Source organism: Cloacibacterium sp., from assembly GCF_047601505.1.
In the GTDB taxonomy this organism is placed as follows: Bacteria; Bacteroidota; Bacteroidia; order Flavobacteriales; family Weeksellaceae; genus Cloacibacterium.
Window position 1 is genome coordinate 442918 of sequence record NZ_JASGJD010000001.1, and the last position, 17882, is coordinate 460799.

General features: G+C 32.1%; 16 protein-coding genes and 2 tRNA genes. 6 read left to right on the forward strand and 12 right to left on the reverse strand.

Annotation, left to right across the window (positions count from 1 at the left end; all coding sequences use genetic code 11):
- Positions 1 to 558: 558 nt before the first annotated feature.
- A complete protein-coding gene (locus tag QM746_RS01995) occupies positions 559 to 813 on the forward strand; it encodes a helix-turn-helix domain-containing protein (RefSeq protein ID WP_414982680.1) in 255 nt (84 codons plus the stop codon).
- A gap of 151 nt (positions 814 to 964) precedes the next feature.
- Here the strand turns inward: QM746_RS01995 and QM746_RS02000 are convergent, their stop codons facing one another.
- The 5 genes from QM746_RS02000 to QM746_RS02020 form a co-directional block, all read right to left on the reverse strand.
- Entirely contained in the window at positions 965 to 2176 is a 1212-nt protein-coding gene (locus QM746_RS02000) for a hypothetical protein (RefSeq protein ID WP_414982681.1), read from the reverse strand.
- Positions 2177 to 2552: 376 nt separating this feature from the next.
- The gene (locus QM746_RS02005) at positions 2553 to 3809 is read right to left on the reverse strand and encodes a site-specific integrase (RefSeq protein WP_414982682.1); all 1257 of its coding nucleotides are present in this window, start codon (positions 3807 to 3809) and stop codon (positions 2553 to 2555) included.
- 248 nt (positions 3810 to 4057) lie between these two features.
- A tRNA-Val gene (locus QM746_RS02010) sits at positions 4058 to 4133 on the reverse strand.
- Between the two features lie 32 nt (positions 4134 to 4165).
- Positions 4166 to 4241 (reverse strand) — tRNA-Val (locus tag QM746_RS02015).
- 41 nt (positions 4242 to 4282) lie between these two features.
- Positions 4283 to 5479: a bifunctional folylpolyglutamate synthase/dihydrofolate synthase gene (locus QM746_RS02020; protein WP_414985111.1), complete on the reverse strand. Its 1197-nt coding sequence runs from the start codon at positions 5477 to 5479 to the stop codon at positions 4283 to 4285.
- A 176-nt stretch (positions 5480 to 5655) separates the two neighbouring features.
- Here QM746_RS02020 and QM746_RS02025 point away from each other — a divergent pair, with 176 nt between their 5' ends.
- Together QM746_RS02025 and QM746_RS02030 are read left to right on the forward strand one after the other, a co-directional pair.
- Positions 5656 to 5937, forward strand: coding sequence for a GNAT family N-acetyltransferase (locus QM746_RS02025; RefSeq protein WP_414982683.1), 282 nt, complete (start codon positions 5656 to 5658; stop codon positions 5935 to 5937).
- An 18-nt stretch (positions 5938 to 5955) separates the two neighbouring features.
- Positions 5956 to 6171, forward strand: coding sequence for a (4Fe-4S)-binding protein (locus QM746_RS02030; protein ID WP_414982684.1), 216 nt, complete (start codon positions 5956 to 5958; stop codon positions 6169 to 6171).
- Here the strand turns inward: QM746_RS02030 and QM746_RS02035 are convergent.
- The 5 genes from QM746_RS02035 to QM746_RS02055 form a co-directional block, all read right to left on the reverse strand.
- Entirely contained in the window at positions 6161 to 7024 is an 864-nt protein-coding gene (locus QM746_RS02035) for a ferric siderophore ABC transporter substrate-binding protein (RefSeq protein WP_414982685.1), read from the reverse strand. The genes QM746_RS02030 and QM746_RS02035 overlap by 11 nt on opposite strands.
- Positions 7025 to 7056: 32 nt before the next feature.
- Complete coding sequence (locus QM746_RS02040) at positions 7057 to 7452, reverse strand: ExbD/TolR family protein (RefSeq protein WP_414982686.1); 396 nt, start codon at positions 7450 to 7452, stop codon at positions 7057 to 7059.
- A gap of 36 nt (positions 7453 to 7488) precedes the next feature.
- On the reverse strand, positions 7489 to 8169 hold the full coding sequence (locus QM746_RS02045; protein WP_414982687.1) for a MotA/TolQ/ExbB proton channel family protein: 681 nt from the start codon (positions 8167 to 8169) through the stop codon (positions 7489 to 7491).
- A gap of 165 nt (positions 8170 to 8334) precedes the next feature.
- Positions 8335 to 8793 (reverse strand): hypothetical protein, encoded by a 459-nt coding sequence (locus tag QM746_RS02050; RefSeq protein WP_414982688.1) that lies wholly within the window; start codon positions 8791 to 8793, stop codon positions 8335 to 8337.
- Between the two features lie 159 nt (positions 8794 to 8952).
- On the reverse strand, positions 8953 to 11592 hold the full coding sequence (locus tag QM746_RS02055) for a carboxypeptidase regulatory-like domain-containing protein (RefSeq protein WP_414982689.1): 2640 nt from the start codon (positions 11590 to 11592) through the stop codon (positions 8953 to 8955).
- Positions 11593 to 11744: 152 nt separating this feature from the next.
- Between QM746_RS02055 and QM746_RS02060 the strand changes: the two genes are divergently transcribed.
- Positions 11745 to 12626: a cupin-like domain-containing protein gene (locus QM746_RS02060; RefSeq protein WP_414982690.1), complete on the forward strand. Its 882-nt coding sequence runs from the start codon at positions 11745 to 11747 to the stop codon at positions 12624 to 12626.
- A gap of 34 nt (positions 12627 to 12660) precedes the next feature.
- On the opposite strand, the gene QM746_RS02065 is transcribed toward QM746_RS02060, so the two are convergent.
- Complete coding sequence (locus QM746_RS02065; protein WP_414982691.1) at positions 12661 to 14370, reverse strand: M14 family zinc carboxypeptidase; 1710 nt, start codon at positions 14368 to 14370, stop codon at positions 12661 to 12663.
- Positions 14371 to 14425: 55 nt separating this feature from the next.
- Between QM746_RS02065 and QM746_RS02070 the strand changes: the two genes are divergently transcribed.
- Entirely contained in the window at positions 14426 to 15175 is a 750-nt protein-coding gene (locus QM746_RS02070) for a hypothetical protein (protein WP_414982692.1), read from the forward strand.
- Positions 15176 to 15179: 4 nt separating this feature from the next.
- Entirely contained in the window at positions 15180 to 15977 is a 798-nt protein-coding gene (locus QM746_RS02075; RefSeq protein ID WP_414982693.1) for a hypothetical protein, read from the forward strand.
- 79 nt (positions 15978 to 16056) lie between these two features.
- Here the strand turns inward: QM746_RS02075 and lepA are convergent, their stop codons facing one another.
- Positions 16057 to 17853, reverse strand: a complete 1797-nt coding sequence (lepA, locus tag QM746_RS02080; RefSeq protein WP_414982694.1) for a translation elongation factor 4 — start codon at positions 17851 to 17853, stop codon at positions 16057 to 16059.
- Positions 17854 to 17882 lie beyond the last annotated feature (29 nt).

Here is a 17882-nt window from a genome sequence, read left to right on the forward strand (position 1 = left end):
TTAATTACGGTCTTTGCTCTTTCTGTGCGGTCGCCAAACTTTTGCAGAAAGGGCTTTTTTTTTAACTTCTCACCTTAGGTTGGGAGACATGATATTACATCTCCCTTTCCTAAAGGTCAATAATAAAATTTGATATGAATGTTGAATGTATTTTTCCCGTGTAAGCCCGAAAGCCGCAATGGTGCGCTGCCATTGTATCCGTCTATTTGATACTATATTTTGAAAAGCAGCTTAGAAAAATGTAGAATTTGCGGGCAGCATAAAAAGAAAACGGCGTGGGACTCTACAATATCCGACTTGAGGTACTGGTATACCATACACACAGATAAGAGAGGCCACGCCTAGGTCGTGAGCCTTCTGCTTATACTCTCGTGTGTTAAAAATTACCAGTTTTCAAGTCGAGACTCTAAGCAATAGCTTCTAATATTTCGTTGAAGTATCGCAAAGTTACATCTATTGTAACTTATTTAGCAAATATAATAAATAATTTTCAATTTAGGGATATATCCCCAAAGGAAATTTTAGAAAAGTCTGCACTTTAGCCTTAAATCATAAAAAATGAATATTACGGAAGATTTTCTGATTGAGATTGGTAAAAGAATTTTTCAAATAAGAGATAAGAATAAACAGACATTGGATGATATTGAATTCTTAACAGGTATAGATTCTAGTGATATTAACAAGTATGAGTTAGGTAAAATAAATTTAACTATAAAGACATTATTAAAGTTGTCAGTTGCCTTAAAAGTTAATCCTAAAGATTTACTTGATGTTAATTTTGATTTCGAAAAATATAATACTGATAAATCCTAACTTTTGTTAGGATTTATTTTTATATACTAATCTCTTGATAAAAATAATCAGAATATTGTTGGAAACTAGATAACTATTGAAAAGTTGTTACGCTAAGTTTTTCATCTCGGATCCTTCGGACAAGACGAAACTTTGGTTATTAGCGGTAGTTTTATTCTTCATCAAGAGGATATATGTCCAATAATTGTTCAAAGCGTCTTTGGATATAAATATTGCTTATTCTATACTTAATTCTCTTGCTCTTGTCACGCATTTGTTCTAAATGAGGAATAATTTTTTTGCCTTCGTCTTGTAATAGCCTGAAAACTATTGGAGCTGCACTATTGCTGTAAAATACCTTTCTTGTATTTCTGTAATAGCCATAACTCTCTTCTCCTATATAGATTAAAGCAAGTTCTTTCATAATGTCATAATAAAGCTCGTCTGGACAATATCTCAAGCCACCTATGTCTTCAAATTTTACCATGACTTTTGTTTGCTCTGACCAATCACTTGATGCAGCTTTTATCTCACTTAATAATTGATTGTAGAAATCTTTAAGCTTTACTTTCTTAAAATATCCGGAAGCACTTGTAGCATGACCTAATTTGGCAGTGATTAAGTCAATTGGATTACGTCCTAATCTATCTTCAAGAATTTTCGCTGTGTCTATGATGACTTGCGTATTCGTTATTTCGCCAACATGTCTCATCATTTCCACGCAATTCTCCCTAACAATGTCGGGTTGTTTTGGGTCGTATGCTACAGCAATTAGGTATTGGGCTATTTCCTTTTGTCTAAGTATCGGAGCCCCTTTATAGTCTTCTAAGAACTCTTCCGAGATTGTAAGTTCTGTCGGATTTTCAACTATCTGTTTAACATCAGTGATTTTTAGAAGTTTAATTGGGTCTTTTGAGAGAACAGTGTCAATTGTTGATTTAAAAATGTAAAAACAATCTTCAAGAACTGCTTCATATTCGTTGTCCTCATGTTCCAAATCTCTTCGGATTTCATAACAGCGATGCATTCTTCGCCATTCAGCTCTACTTAACAGACCAATTCTATACGACAAGTCGATAGTCTTAGATACGTTGTAATTAAGAATATCATCATCATTATTAACGGCTGGCAGTTTATAGTTGGATGCGACTTCTTTTGCTAAGTCTGCACCCATTACAATAATTTTCTCTTTTAAGTCGTGTATTGAAGCATTGAAAAGTCTCTGACATGCACTGCTTGGATCAACTGGTAATAGTACTTCTACTCTTTGAATTAACTTTCTTCCTTTCCAAATTGGTCGGATAGAGTTTAATAGCTCAGAAACACTTAGTTTGGTAATTTCTGGTTTGGTTATATGTGATAGTTCAAATTTTTCTTCGTCCATTTTTTTGATGTTTAATTGTAGTATGGGTTGTCTTAAAAATTGCCACTAACCACTCGGCGGATTTGCAAAGTTTTATTCCATGGGAAAATTTTGCAAAAATGCTTTTTGAGTTAGCACAGCGTTCGTTTTGTTTTGTAAAGTTAATAAAAAATGAATCTGCTTCACAAAAAAAGAGACCTTTCTAGAAGTCTCTTCAATATCTTTAAAGACTTTTTACGATAAACCCATAAGGCTTAAAAGAGCTCCCGAAGCAACCCCGCCTAAGAAGAGAACCTAGAAGGGCAACAAGAATTTCATTGTTAGCTTTGCAAGCCCAACGAAACTCTGGTTATTATTATGTGCAGTTATTCTTCTTTCCATTTGTTATAAAGTTTATTCATATTTCTACACTTCGTCCCAATTTTCTCAGCTCTTCTTTCTTTTGCAGAACATTTCTCAAAGCTGACATATCCTCACTTACTTTCTTATCCAATATTTTTGCATAGTGTTGCGTAGTTTTAATATTGGTATGACCAAGCATTTTACTTACACTTTCTATAGGAACTCCATTAGACAAGGTAATTGTAGTGGCGAAGGTATGTCTTGCAATATGATAGGTAAGCTCTTTATTGATATCACACATGTCTGCAATCTCTTTCAGATAGGCATTCATTTTCTGATTGCTCAATACAGGAAGTAGTCTTCCACTATTTAAGCAGATAGGATGGTCTTTATATCTCTCAATAATTCGCTCAGCTTGAGGGAGTAGGGGGATATTGGAAGTTGTTTTGGTTTTTTGGCGTTTTGTATAAATCCATTTATTCCCGTCTAAGCCTATGATTATATTATCATTGGTTAATTTCTGAGTATCTATATAAGCTAAACCTGTAAAACAGCTGAATAGAAATATATATCTAACTTGGGAAAGGCGTTCATTTTTAAAGTCTTTATTGAAAAGACGTTCAATCTCTTGTTCGTTCAGAAAGGTTCTTGTAACTTCATTAAAAGTAGATTTATAATTAAGAAAGGGATCTCTGCTTAACCAACCATTAGCAATACAAATTCTAATAATTTTCCCGAGATTCTTCTTAATATATTTTACCGCAGAGTTATTGCTACAAGATTTTTCCGTTCTTAGATACAGTTCAAAATCATTAAGAAAGGCAAGATCTATCTTTAGAATATCAATGTCAGAAATTTTATATTTCCATTTCAGAAATTCTTTGGTGTGTTTCAACGTTATATTATATCGTTCCAGTGTTCCTTGTGCAAATTCCTTACCTATTAGCTTCTCCATTCTATTGTTATGATCTTCAAAAATGGGAATGAGTGTTCTTATGTGTTCACCTTTTCCCAATAACTTATTTTTCAAGCTTTCACAGGTCACATATTCTTTATCTCTTATTAATTCATGATAGGTATCGTAAACTTTTTGTTCAAATGCTTTGAGATAGAAGTTAAAGGATTTGCTTTCTTCTGAAGAACCACTAACCTTTTGCGCTTTAGCATTCCATCTTGAAGGTAATATAGTTCGTTTTACACTGATTTCGGAGATTTTACCGTCAATAGTAATTCTTAAATAAATAGGGGATTCTCCTAAAAAATTGATCTTTGATTTTTTTACATAGAATAGTAAATTAAATGTCTTGTTCATTTGTTGTGGCTTTTAAGATTTAAAATTAATCCTGACAAAACCCTGTTACAAGATATTCAGTTTCTGAACTGCCTGTCAAAAAGGGTTTCCTGAATTTCCAGTGACCCTTTAAAACCTGTTTCAACAGGTCACTGAATAGGTCACTTTCAGATTGTCATTTTTTAACTCTTTTTGAACCGGCATAAAAACAAAAAATGCTGTAAAACATACATTTTACAGCATTTTGTACTATTTTATTTTAATAGTTGTGGGTCCTGAGGGATTCGAACCCCCGACCCTTCTGGGTGTAAACCAGATGCTCTGAACCAACTGAGCTAAGAACCCGAATTTTTGAAAAGGTTTCGTTTCCTTTTTTGTGGGTCCTGAGGGATTCGAACCCCCGACCCTTCTGGGTGTAAACCAGATGCTCTGAACCAACTGAGCTAAGAACCCTCTTCTACGATTTCTCGTTTTGAGTGGTGCAAATATACAACTTATTGCGGTTCTGACAAATTTTTTTCTAAAAATTCTCCAACTACAAAGTTACTTCCACCTACAAAAATCATTTCAGAGTCTAAACATCGGGCTTTTGCTGCAGAAAATCCGACATTTACGCTTTCGAAAATTTCATAATCAATTTTTGCTGAAATTAATAAATCTTCATATTCTTTAGGATTTCTACCTCTATTTATTGCAGGTTTTACAAAATAATATCTAGCTCTTTCGGGTAAAATTTTTAAAACCTCATCAATTTTCTTATCATTCACAAAACCAAGAACAATATGCTTGAACTTGTCAATTTCATTCAACTGAGCAAAAACCAACTCCAAACCAGCCTGATTGTGTGCTGTATCACAAACAATAAGCGGATTTTTTGAAAACTGAAACCAACGCCCAATAAATTTGGTGTTTTTCTGCACATTTTTAAGTCCAATTTCTAATGATTTTTCAGAAATTTCAATTTTTTGCTTTCTTAATTCATCTACAAGAGTCAAAACCACTCTTATATTTTTCTTTTGATAATTTCCTTGCAAATCTGTATCTAAATTGGTCGAAAGTTTAGTAGCATCAATAAATTCTGAATGATTTTCGAGAGCTTTTTGTTCAATAATATTTTTTACAGAATCTCTCTCATCACCAGAAATAATTGGAATATGAGGCTTTACAATCCCAGCTTTTTCCAAAGCTATTTCTTCAATCGTGTTTCCTAAAATATTTTGATGGTCTAAATCTATATTGGTAATGGCCGCAACCAAAGGTTTTATAATATTGGTAGAATCTAATCTTCCGCCCAAGCCAACTTCAATAATGGCAAAATCTACATTTTTCTTGTGAAAATATTCGAATGCCATAACTGTGGTAAATTCAAAAAAAGAAGGCTTTATTTCTTCTGGCATTTTTTTTAGTTTTTGTATAAAATCAAAGACAAATTCTTTTTCACAATTATTACCATTTACTTTAATTCTTTCGGCAAAATCTATCAAATGAGGAGAATTATACAAGCCAACTTTATAGCCTTGTTCTTGTAAAACCGATGCAAGCATATTACTTGTTGAACCTTTTCCGTTGGTTCCGCCAATATGAATCGTTTTCAGTTTTCCTTGAGGATTTCCAAAAAAAGCACACAGTTTTGTAATGTTTTCCAAACCGGGTTTATACGCTTTTTGTCCGTCAATTTGATAATTTGGCATCTGCACAAAAAGCCATTCTACAGCTTCTCGATAAGTTTTTGGAGAAAAAATATTGTTTGAATTTTCTAACACGAAATTTTTTCTTCAAAGATATGGAAACCTATTTTCATTATAAAATTTAACCTCAAATAGTCATTCTTTTTTACTAAATTTGAAAAACTTCAAAAATAAATTTAATGGAAATTCAACAAGAAGATAATGGTAAAAAAGGCGTTTTTTTTATTGAGGAAAACGGAGAAGTAGTTGCAGAAATGACTTACGTTTGGTCTGGCGAAGACAAAATTATTATAGACCATACTGGGGTTTCTGAAAAATTAGGAGGAAAAGGCATTGGTAAACAATTGGTGCATAAAGCCGTAGAAATGGCGAGAGAAAAACATATTAAAATTCTTCCTCTTTGTCCTTTTGCTAAAAAGGTTTTTGATAAAACTGAAGATTATAAAGATGTGCTTTTTTAATTTTTTAAAACAATAATTATGAGCGAAAACCCAATAAAAGAATATACAAACGGAGAAGTAACGGTACTTTGGGAAGCTTCCAAATGCATCCACTCGGCTAATTGTGTAAAAAATTTACCCGAAGTTTTCAAACCAAAAGAAAAACCGTGGGTTCATGTAGAAAATTCCACATCGGAAAAGATTGTTTCTACGGTAGCAAAATGTCCTTCTGGAGCTTTGTCTATTAAAAAGTAATCTTGTAAACTCCAGTAGAAGACGATGTAGATTTCTCTGCTTTTACATATTTTTTCACCCAAATTACAGCGGCTGTTACAATACAAGGGTCGGAAACACCGCTTGCTCTTCTTGCAGAAGTTACATTTCCGGCTTTATCTACTATATAAGCAATGTTCACGGTTCCTTCTGCAGCACAATTATGCGGAGGCTGTTCTCCGCCTTTTCCCATCGTTCCTGGGATAAAAGAAATAAGTTTTCTATCGACTCCTATTTTGCTATCTCCATTACCATTTCCACCCAAAGGGTCGCCAGAATTTCCTGTTGTTCCTAAGTTTCCTTGAGAGCCAGTTTTTGTACCTCTGCCTTTAATTAAATTTCCTATAGCAGCAGTTCCTTGTCCGTCTCCTTGAGCTTTTTTATTAGAAGTATTGGCTACTGATGAATTTTTAGAAGTACTTGTTTTAGAAGCAGTAGTTGTTTTATCTGCTACTTTTTCTTTTTTATCAGATTTTGCAATGGTTGCTTTTTCAGATTTCCCAGTAACAATTTTCTCTGCTGGCTTTTCAATTGTTTTGGGAGTTTCTGTTACGGATTCAACTGGAGGTTCTGGAGTTTTCAATTCTTCTGGAATATAAATATCAGATGACGCCAAACTTCCATCTTGATTGGCTGGTTCTTCAGCTTGGTTTCCATTTCTATTGTCTCCAAAATTAATGAGCATAGTGGTTACTTTTTCTTCTTTTGGAATTTCTCTTACAAACTGATAATAAAAAATAACAAGAAACAACAATGCAGAAATAAGTGCTGTGAGAATGGCACTTTTCAGTTGGTCTTTTCTTTCTTCTCTTGTATGTTGAATTGTATTTTCCAAAATATGGTAAAATGATTAACCGTTGACTTTAATTATTCTTGAGTAGTTGCAATTGCTAAGCCATACTTATGTTTTTCAGCTATTTCCATGGCAAAAACTACATCTTTATGCTTGGTATTTTCGTCTGCTCTTATGGTAAAAGTAGAGTTAGATGTTCCTTCAACCAATTTCACAATATTTTCTTCGAGTTGTTCTTTTGGAACTTCTAAATCGTTTACAAAATATTTTCCATCGGCATTTATAGTAACTGTGGTAGGATCTGTTACACTAGGATCTTGCGCTGCGGCTTTTGGTAAATTAACATCTATTGCACTTTGGCTAATAGCAGAACTCGTAATCATAAAAAATATCAACAACAGAAAAATAATATCCGTCATTGAAGCCATGCTAAATTCGGCACTTACTCTATTTTTTCTTCTTAATTCCATTTAATTTAAGGTTAAGGTAGAGAGAATTAGGTTAAACTAAAGAGGTTTGTTCAAGGTGTCTAAAAATTCATTAACATGAGTTTGAATTTTCAACACCAATCTATCTACTTTGGTTACCAAAATATTGTAGAAAAAGTACGCCGGAATGCCCACGAAAAGCCCAACTGCGGTAGTTGCCATTGCGGTATAAATTCCTGATGCTAAAAGTTTAGGAGAAACAGCTCCCGTAACATTAGAAATCTCGAAAAATGCCATAATCATTCCCACTACTGTTCCTAGGAAGCCCAACATTGGTGCTGCACCAGAAGCGGAAGCCAAAATGTTTAGATTTTTTTCTAATTTGGAAACTTCTAACTGACCTTGATTTTGCATCGCATTTGAAATATCAGAAATAGGTCTTCCAATTCTGGTAAGTCCTTTTTCTATCATTCTAGATTCTGGCGAATCTGTTCTGCGACAAAGGTCTATTGCAGATTCTATTCTACCATCGTGGATGCAATCTTTTATGTTTTCTAAAAAATTAGGATTTTCTTGAGACGATCTTTTGATGAAAAAATATCTTTCGAAAAAAACGTATAACGCTAAAATCCCAAGAAGAAAAATAGCAATCATAATGGTGTTTCCAATGATTCCTCCACTAAAAAGAACGTCCCAAAGCGAAAAAACTTGTTTTTGTGTAGCTGCATTTGGAACTATTGTATTGGCTTGTAAAAACATTTTGTGAAATTTTAATTTAGACCTTTTATTAACGATAAAATTAAGGAAAAATTATTGATTTTTCCTTAAAAGAATAATGTTTCGAAAGAATAATCTTTCAAAATACAAAAAGAAAATGCTGTTTTCTTAATCCGAAATTATTGAGAATATCTAAAAAACAGAGCTTTAATCTTCAATTTCTATATCATCTTGTTTAAAATGACATTTCATTCTGAAGAGCAAAGGTTCGTCTGAACCAGTGTAAAAATCATCTATTTTACCTTGCCACATCAATTGAAGATTATCGTCTTCGTCTTTAGAAAAAGAGAGTTCATTCTCGTAGAGAAAAGCTTCTTCGTCATCATAAAGATCTACTTCGGTATAAGAATCTTCGTCTGTATCTTCAACTTTGAAGGTTTTTCCTTCTAATTCATTAGTATCTATCGGAAAATCGAAAACATCGAAAGAAAGCTGCGGAAAATTGTATTGTAGAGAGTCATCATCAACATGGTCTAGAGAGTCATCTGTAATGACTTCTACTTCTAACAAATTTTTAGAGTTGCTATACACTGCTTTGCAGTATGTGCTTTGGATGTTGTACTTAAGGGTTTCTTCTGGATGATAGATTTTTAAAATCCCTTTCATAATGGTAATAAAAGACGTTTTTTAAGGTTGATAATTCTATTTTTTTGCAATGTTTATAACAAAGATAAAAAAATTATAAAACGATTTATTTTTTTTGGAAAAATATCATAAAAAAACGCAATAAATTAATACTGCGTTTTGTGTAGTTTTCTAAGTTTTTTATTTAAAATTAAATTTCACGGTTAATAAAACTTGTCTAGGTCTAATATTTATATTGCTTACTACAGTTTGATTTAAATTAGAATCAAAACCAATTGTTTGGAAACTGTTGGTATTAGCAATATTTACTACTTTTAGTTCTATATCCATTTTTTCTTTTGTTAAAGAATATTGGTAAGAAACATCATAGAAAGAATTACGTCTTGTAACATTGTTGATATTAGACTGAAGATCGTCCCAAGTAAATCCAATAGTGTGGTCTTTTATAGGATAGATATACGCCGAAAGATTATGATTGAATAATTTTGTTTTATTTTTAAACGTTTTATTGTTAGTGAGTGTCCATCCAGCGTTGTAATCTACACTAAGCCAAGAAAAATAATTGTTATTAAATTTAATGCTATAAGTATTAGAAGCTGATTTAATGTCTTGAAGTTGGTCCTGAATTTTTTGTAGATATTTACTTTCACTTAACCCATATCTTACAGAAGCATTGGTTTTAAATTTAGGAAAATATTTTCCTAATTCTACTCTTCCTGAATTACTAGAAGACGTATTGTCTAAATTCTCTCCAACTACTGTAGTTTGCAATCCGTTATAAGAAGTATTAAAAATAATATTACTTGTTCTGGTATTATAACCATAATTAATATTAAAGAATATATTGTTAAGTGGATTTCTGTATTCTAAAGTAGAACTTACAAACTTAGAATTACTTTGTTGTATATCTGTTTCTTTCTTGGTAACGTTTCTAGGATTTAATAAAATATAACCTCCGTAAATATCATTAACACTACCAAAAGCATTGCTAAGACCACCAAATCCTGAAATTTTCCAAAAAGAAGTTAAATCATATTTTGCATATAATCTCGGTTCATAAGTAGTTTTGTTCAATGATTTATCTACATTATTAGTTGCATCTTCTGCTGTAATTTTATTAAAATTGATAGGAAATGTAAGGTTTGCTTCAAAACCACCTTTTTTGAAATTAAAAGTAGTTTGTACATAAGGATTTATTTTTTGGAATTTTAAATCGTTTGTGTAACCATTCATTCCGCTAGAAACACCTCCATTTATAGCATAAGTATCTGTTAATAAATTATTTGAAGTATAATTAATCCCAACTTCTGGCGTAATGGTAAAACCGCTTTTAGAAAATGCTAATGAAGCAGAATTAGTAGTTTCAAAAGTCTTAAGATTAAGATTTTGATTAAATTCGTCAGCGGTTGGCGATATATTGGTTACATACGCTCCCGGCGAAACGCTTAAACTTTGATTGTCGTCTCTATAACTTACAAAAGACATCACATTTACCAATTTTTCTTTCCAAGGGATAATGGCACTTAATGAGTTTTGAAAACTATTAGACGGAGAAGTATTTCTTTGCTTTGCATTTTGAGCCGAATTAATTTGGTCAAAAGCAGTGGCTACATCTGTATTCCAAAGTCCGTTGTAAGTAGTGGTATTTTTAAAGAAACTTTTGTTAGCATTTTTAGAGAAAATAAATTCTCCTTTTGCTTGGTTGGTATAAAATGTATTCGATTTGTAACTGTAATTATAAAAACTACCATCTGCATTATATCTGGTTTCGTTGCTCTCTCTTTCTACTTCGTTATTGGTATAATTGGTATTCGCTTTAAACTCCCAATCTTTTGATAAATTCGTTAACAAATTCGCCGAAAAATAATGAACTTTGTTAAATAAATATCTGTTAACAGGCACATTAGATGGCGTTGCAGCTCCTTCTACATTAAGCCAAGAATTACCCGAAAAATTTCTTCTAACGCCTTCAAATCTACTTCCGAAAGCCAACATTTGTCCTTCTTTTTCTACTTGGTCTCCTACGTTATTGGTTTTATAATTAAGAACCCATTGTACTTTTGGTGTAAATAACATTGGCGAAAGTTTCAGATTCCAAAGACCCGGTTCAACACCAAGAGAAGCCTCTCCTCTACCAGTCATAGTAACAGAGTTTTTTAACTTAACATTAATGGCAGCATTTTCTGAAGCTACTTTATCTTGAAGAATTTTCACCGGTTGGTGATTTTCCATAATTTCCACTTTTTGAACAGCGTCTTTTGGCAAAGAATTGTTAATAGTTCCGTAGCCACCTTCCATAAGGTCTTTCCCGTTTACGTAGAACTTATTTATCGCTTCACCTTGATAAAGAATAGTTCCATCTTTATTTACTTCTACACCTGGCATTTTCTTTAGTACATCTGCCAAAGTACGGTCTGCTTTGCTTTCAAAAGATTTTAAATCATAAGAAATGGTATCTCCACGTTTGGTAACCAATTTTGTTTTAAGTTTCACCTCTTTTATCTCAGTAGCTTGTTCTTCTAATGTAAAATTAAGCGTCTGAGTAGCATTTTCGTATTGATTGATGATGGTTTTGTGGTTAAAGGCTTTCACTTTTACATTAATTTTGGCATCACCAGAAGTAAAAGTTACTTTGTAATTCCCATTAGAATCTGTAATGGCATAAGAAAGAATAGCATTTTTCCCAACTTCTTCCACCGTTACACTTGCGCTTGGCAATGGCTTTTTATCGTCACCATACACTTTTCCTGAAATGGTTTTTTGTGCAAAAATTAGAGTTGTAAAAAATAATAAGAATGCTAAAGACGCAATTTTTTTCATAAGTTAAGTTTTTATCACTAAGAAGTTAGTATTAGTTTTTTACTAAATGTTACATGAGGTTAGATAACAATTATAGACAAAGGTTAAAATCAAAAAAGTGAATGTTACGCAAATATTAATTATTTTTGCAAAACAGTCTTAAATTATAGAAAATGGCATTGATTCTTAAACCGATAGATGTAGTAGAAAATATTACGAAAGAAGAATTTGAAGAAAAATATTTAAAACCAAGAATTCCTGTTGTTATCCGCGGAATGGCAAAAAACTGGCCAGCCTACGAAAAATGGAATTTAGATTACATGAAAGAAGCCGTTGGAGATGTAGAAGTTCCTCTTTATGATTCTTCTAAAGCAGACCCTTCTGCACCAATTAATGCTTCTGCTGCTAAGATGAAATTTGCAGATTATGTAGAACTCATCCGCAATACCCCTACAGATTTAAGAATTTTCTTATTCGACCCAATAAAACACGCTCCAAAATTATTGAAAGACTACCTTTCTCCAAAAGAACTGATGGGCGGTTTTTTAGACAAATATCCCAATATGTTTTTCGGAGGAAAAGGTTCTGTAACTTTTTTGCATTTTGATATTGATATGGCGCACATTTTCCACACGCATTTCAACGGAAGAAAACATATTTTGCTTTTTGATTATAAATGGAAGGAAAGATTATACCAAATTCCTTATGCCACTTATGCGCTAGAAGATTATGATATCTCTAACCCTGATTTCGAAAAATTTCCTGCATTAGACGGCGTTGAAGGGATAGAATGTTTCTTAGAACACGGCGATACTCTTTTTATGCCGACAGGTTGGTGGCATTGGATGAAATATTTAGACGGAAGTTTCTCTATTTCTCTTAGAGCTTGGGACAAATCTTGGGCGGTAAAAGCTCATTCTCTTTGGAATCTTACCTTTCAAAGAAAATTTGACGACATTATGAAATCAAAATTCAAGAAAAAATACATGGATTGGAAAGAAGGTCTTGCCATAAAACGTGCAGAAAGTGCCAAAAAAGCTGGACTTCCTAGATAAAACAAATCCTCAGAAATTTCTGAGGATTTACTTTTTATAAAATTCTGTAAATAGGATATTTATTTACCGTTCCTTCGTAATATTCGGAGTTTTTATAAACCCATTCTAACTGAGCAGCCCCGTTTTCGGCGAAATCTTTTTCTACGGCTTTTTTCATCTCAAAAGCGGCTTTCAAAGCGGTATTTTTCTTTAATAATTCTGCTGCGGTTTCTTCAAAAACATAATCGGAAAAATATTCTTTTTGGCTCAAAATTCCATCAAATTCATTCCAATTAAAATAAGAATCTATTGCTTCTGGCTCTAGCGTTTCCAAAAGAAATTTAACGCCAGGTTGTTTTGTTGAAACCAAATAATCTCCTTTTTTAAATTGACGCGTTTCTATTTTTTTAGAAACATTGGTGTCAAAATGTAAATAATGACCTTCGTAAGGGTTTTTTACGCTTTTAAAATCTATAATTTTATAAGATTCTACAGAGATTAAAGTGTCTTTTGACAAAGGTTTCATTTCTATTTTATTTCTTTCTAAATTTTCGATGATTTTTCCTTCAGATTTTGGAATTACGTAATAAGTTGGGATTACAATTTCTTTATCAGATTTATAAGTATCAAAGAATTTTACTTTTCTGGTAAAAGGCTTATTTCTATCGTAAAAAAGTCTTGGTTTCCCAGAAATTTCACTTGGCTTTTTCCCTGCTTCATAACCTTTGAAATCTATAAAACTGTATTTGGTGCTGTCTAATTTCCACTTAACCGTATATTTCTTTTTCGGTAAATAATTGGTAAATTCTTCCATCGTTTTTTCTGCAATTTTCATGTAGTTTTCATCTACAAAATTGATGGAATGTCTCATGTATTCGTAAGTAGCTTTTACACGGTCTTTGTAAGGTTTTAGCATGTGTGTTTCTGCTACAGTTCCTGCCACATTAAAAAGCGTGGTATAACCCGTTGCATATCTCGGAGAATCCATAAACGCTGGAAAACCTTCGTCTGGTGTATCTCCGTGAATATTAACGTAAGGAACACACAATATTTTTTCTTTCTCTAAATTCGCTATCAATTTCGGTTGCATTTCTTTGTGAAAATACGTTCCGAGAGAACTTCCTAATCTTTCTTTATTGGTAGAAATATAGGTAAAAGTGTACTGATAATCTGCACCATTACTTACGTGATTATCAATAAAATAAACTGGCTCTAACCAATGAAAAACCTCTTGAAAAGCCTTGGCATTTTCTGTATCATTTTTAATGAAATCTCTATTCAAATCAAAATTTCTGGCATTCCCACGAAAACCGTATTCTTCTGGTCCGTTTTGGTTGGCTCTGGAGAACTTTCCTCTTCTCATCATTCCCGAAATATTATACGCTTCTATTGCAGCAACTTTGGTGTTTTGAGGAATTTTTATTTTTCCTAAAGCCAAATCTCGCATCAGCATCATTGTAGCATCTATTCCGTCTGGTTCGCCAGGATGAATACCATTATCGATGAGAATTACAGGATTTAAAACTGTAAATTTTTTAGTCTTAGAAACATTGAAAATCACTACTCTAATTGGTTCTCCGTTGTCATCTTTTCCTTTTTGTACTACAGAAATGCTTTCGAAATTTTTGTCTAAATCGTCATAGAATTTCACCATTTCTTCGTAAGTGGTGGTTTGATTTCCGTTGCCTTTTTCGTAAGGAGTTTTGAAATCTTGAGCAAAAGAAAATACAGTCTGAACGAGAAAAAGTAGCGTGATTTTTTTCATTGAATAGAAATTTTAAACGAAGGTATTAATTTTATATCTTTGATAAAACTAAACAATGAAAACATTCTATCTTCTTTTCGTTACATTATTGATTATCAGTTGCCAAGAAAAAACTTTTGCAGATAATATTACTTTGGAGTTCCCCAAAAATACCAAAATGAAAATTCAGGAGTTTAATGAAGATTTAAATGAATTTGGAACAGAAATAATCTATTTTGGAAAACATAATAAAAAAATTGAGGTAAAATATTATGAAAATTGTTGCGCTCCTCCTATTGAAATAAATGAAACTGAGAAAAATTACACAAATCTATTTCCATATTTTAGAAAACAAAATTTACAACAAGGAGAAACCCATTATAAAGAAATGTCTCAAGAACTAAACTCGAGAAATCTTGAAATTATAGTAAAAGAAAAAGATACTATCCCTCTTTATAAAAATAATGGCCTTGAAAACAAATTAAAAAAGTATAAAGCTTTTCCAGTTTTTATAAAAAATATTTCTTCTAAAACTTTAAAAATTCCTGTTACTACGATATTCTCATTTCTTTTTTTTAAAAACGAAAATAATAAATGGCAATCGGTAAGAAATAGCAAATATATGATTGAAGGGTCTGGAAACGAAAATCATCCATTCTTTGAACTCAAACCCAACGAAATTTTAATTTACGCTTATCCTTATTTCAAAAAGGGAAAAATACATAAAGCTAAAGTAAAATTTTATGACGCTTCATCAAAAGAATTTAATATTTCTATTGATGATAAAATTATAAAAAATCAATATGAAGCATATATAGAACAATAATAGAATGAAAGCATACAATCTTCTTTTCGTTTCACTACTGATTATCAGTTGTCAAGAAAAAACTTTTGCAGATGATATTACTTTGGTTTATCCAAAAAACACCAAAATGAAAATTCAGGAGTTTAACGAAGATGGTAATTTAGGAGGTAATAATTTAATCTATGTTGGAAAAATTATTCCAAAAATAGATGTGAGATATTATGAAAGTATTCTTCCAGCGCCACCTCCTCCACCAAATGAAATCAATAAGAAATATTACAATGAAAAAAATAATAAAGAAATAGACTCTATTTATTTAAGTAAAAAACCATATTTTAAACGAAATTTATTGAAAATTAATTTTTCTAAAGAAAATGAACCTTATGATTCTTTAACAAATAAAAACCTTGAAATCATTGTAAAACAAAAAGATACCATCCCTATTTATAAGCAAGATTATATAACTCATCAATTTAAAACGTTCAAAGCTTTTCCTGTTTTCATCAAGAATATTTCTAACAAAACTTTAAAAATCCCAACTGAATATAAAGGTGTAGCTTTTTATGCTTTTGATAATGACCTAAAAAATTTCTATTATCTTCGAAACAGTAATTATATGATTTGCGGAACTAGAGTAAATTTTTACACCTATTTCGAACTCAAACCCAATGAAATTTTAATTTATGCATATCCTTATTTCAAAAAAGGAAAAATACATAAAGCTAAAGTAAAATTTTATGACGCTTCATCAAAAGAATTCAACATTTCTATTGATGATAAAATTATTGAAGATCAAAGAAATAGATATATTATGGATTTTTAGAAATAAAAAAATCCACAGAAAATTTTCTGTGGATTGGTATTTAAAATAATGACAAGTCGCGACTTGTCCCTCTTTTCTTTTAATCATTCAATTTCAAAACTGCCATAAATGCAGATTGCGGAACCTCAACTCTACCAATTTGTTTCATCTTTTTCTTTCCTTCTTTCTGCTTTTCCAAAAGTTTACGTTTTCTGGAAATATCACCTCCATAACATTTTGCGGTAACGTCTTTTCTCAATGCTTTAATAGTTTCTCTGGCGATAACTTTCGTTCCTAAAGCAGCCTGAACTGCAATATCAAATTGTTGTCTAGGAATTAATTCTCTAAGTTTTTCACACATTTTTTTACCGATGTAATAAGCATTGCTATCGTGAATTAAAGAAGAAAGTGCATCTACCATATCTCCGTTAATCAAAATGTCCATTTTTACTAATTTAGAAGCTCTAAATCCAATTGGATGATAATCAAACGAAGCATAACCTTTAGAAATTGATTTTAATCTGTCATAAAAATCAAAAACCACTTCAGATAATGGCATGTTGAACACCAATTCTACACGCTCTGACGTTAAATAAGATTGATTAACAATTTCGCCACGTTTTTCGATACAAAGTGTCATTACAGCTCCTACAAAATCAGATTTTGTAATAATAGAAGCTTTAATATAGGGTTCTTCCACTCTGTCCATTACAGAAGGATCCATCATTTCTGAAGGATTGTTAATTAAAATAGGAACATCTGGTTCTTTTTTAGAATATCCGTAATAAGAAACGTTTGGCACCGTGGTAATTACGTTCATATTAAACTCTCTGTCAAGACGTTCTTGTACAATTTCCATGTGAAGCATTCCCAAGAAACCGCAACGGAAACCAAAACCAAGAGCAGCAGAACTTTCTGCTTCAAAAACCAAAGAAGCGTCATTCAACCTTAGTTTTTCTAGAGAAGTTCTCAATTCTTCAAAATCTTCAGATTCTATAGGATAAATCCCTGCAAAAACCATAGGCTTTACCTCTTCGAAACCTTCAATTGCAGCAGTTGCTGGATTATCGGTAGAAGTAATGGTATCTCCTACTTTTACTTCTCTTGCGTCTTTAATCCCAGAAATAATATAACCTACGTCTCCACATTTAATTTCTGTTTTGGGAGCTTGTTTCAGTTTTAAAGTTCCTACTTCGTCTGCTTCGTAGATTTTGTCCGTAGCCATAAATTTTACTTTCTGACCTTTCTTTATGCTTCCGTTCACTACTTTGAAATAAGCTTCAATTCCACGAAAAGGATTATATACCGAATCAAAAATTAATGCTTGAAGAGGAGCGTCTTCATCTCCAACAGGAGCAGGAATTCTTTCTACAATTTGTTCTAAAAGTTCGTGTACACCTTCGCCAGTTTTACCAGAAACACGCAAAACGTCTTCTGGTTTACAGCCCAAAAGATTTACAATTTCGTCTGTTACTTCTTCCGGATTGGCTGAAGGCAAATCTATTTTATTAAGGATTGGAATAATTTCCAAATCATTTTCTAAAGCTAAATATAAATTGCTTATCGTCTGTGCCTGAATACTTTGTGCAGCATCTACAATAAGAAGCGCACCTTCGCAAGCAGCGATAGAACGAGACACTTCGTAAGAAAAATCTACGTGTCCTGGTGTGTCGATAAGGTTGAGGATATATTTTTCTCCTTTGTATTCATAATCCATTTGGATGGCGTGAGATTTTATGGTAATTCCACGTTCTTTTTCCAAATCCATATCGTCTAAAGTCTGAGCTTGCAATTCTCTTTGAGAAACGGTGTTGGTATATTCTAAAAGTCTATCTGCAAGAGTAGATTTTCCGTGATCAATATGCGCGATTATGCAAAAATTTCTAATGTTCTTCATTCTTAATTTTAAATGATTTGCAAAGATAT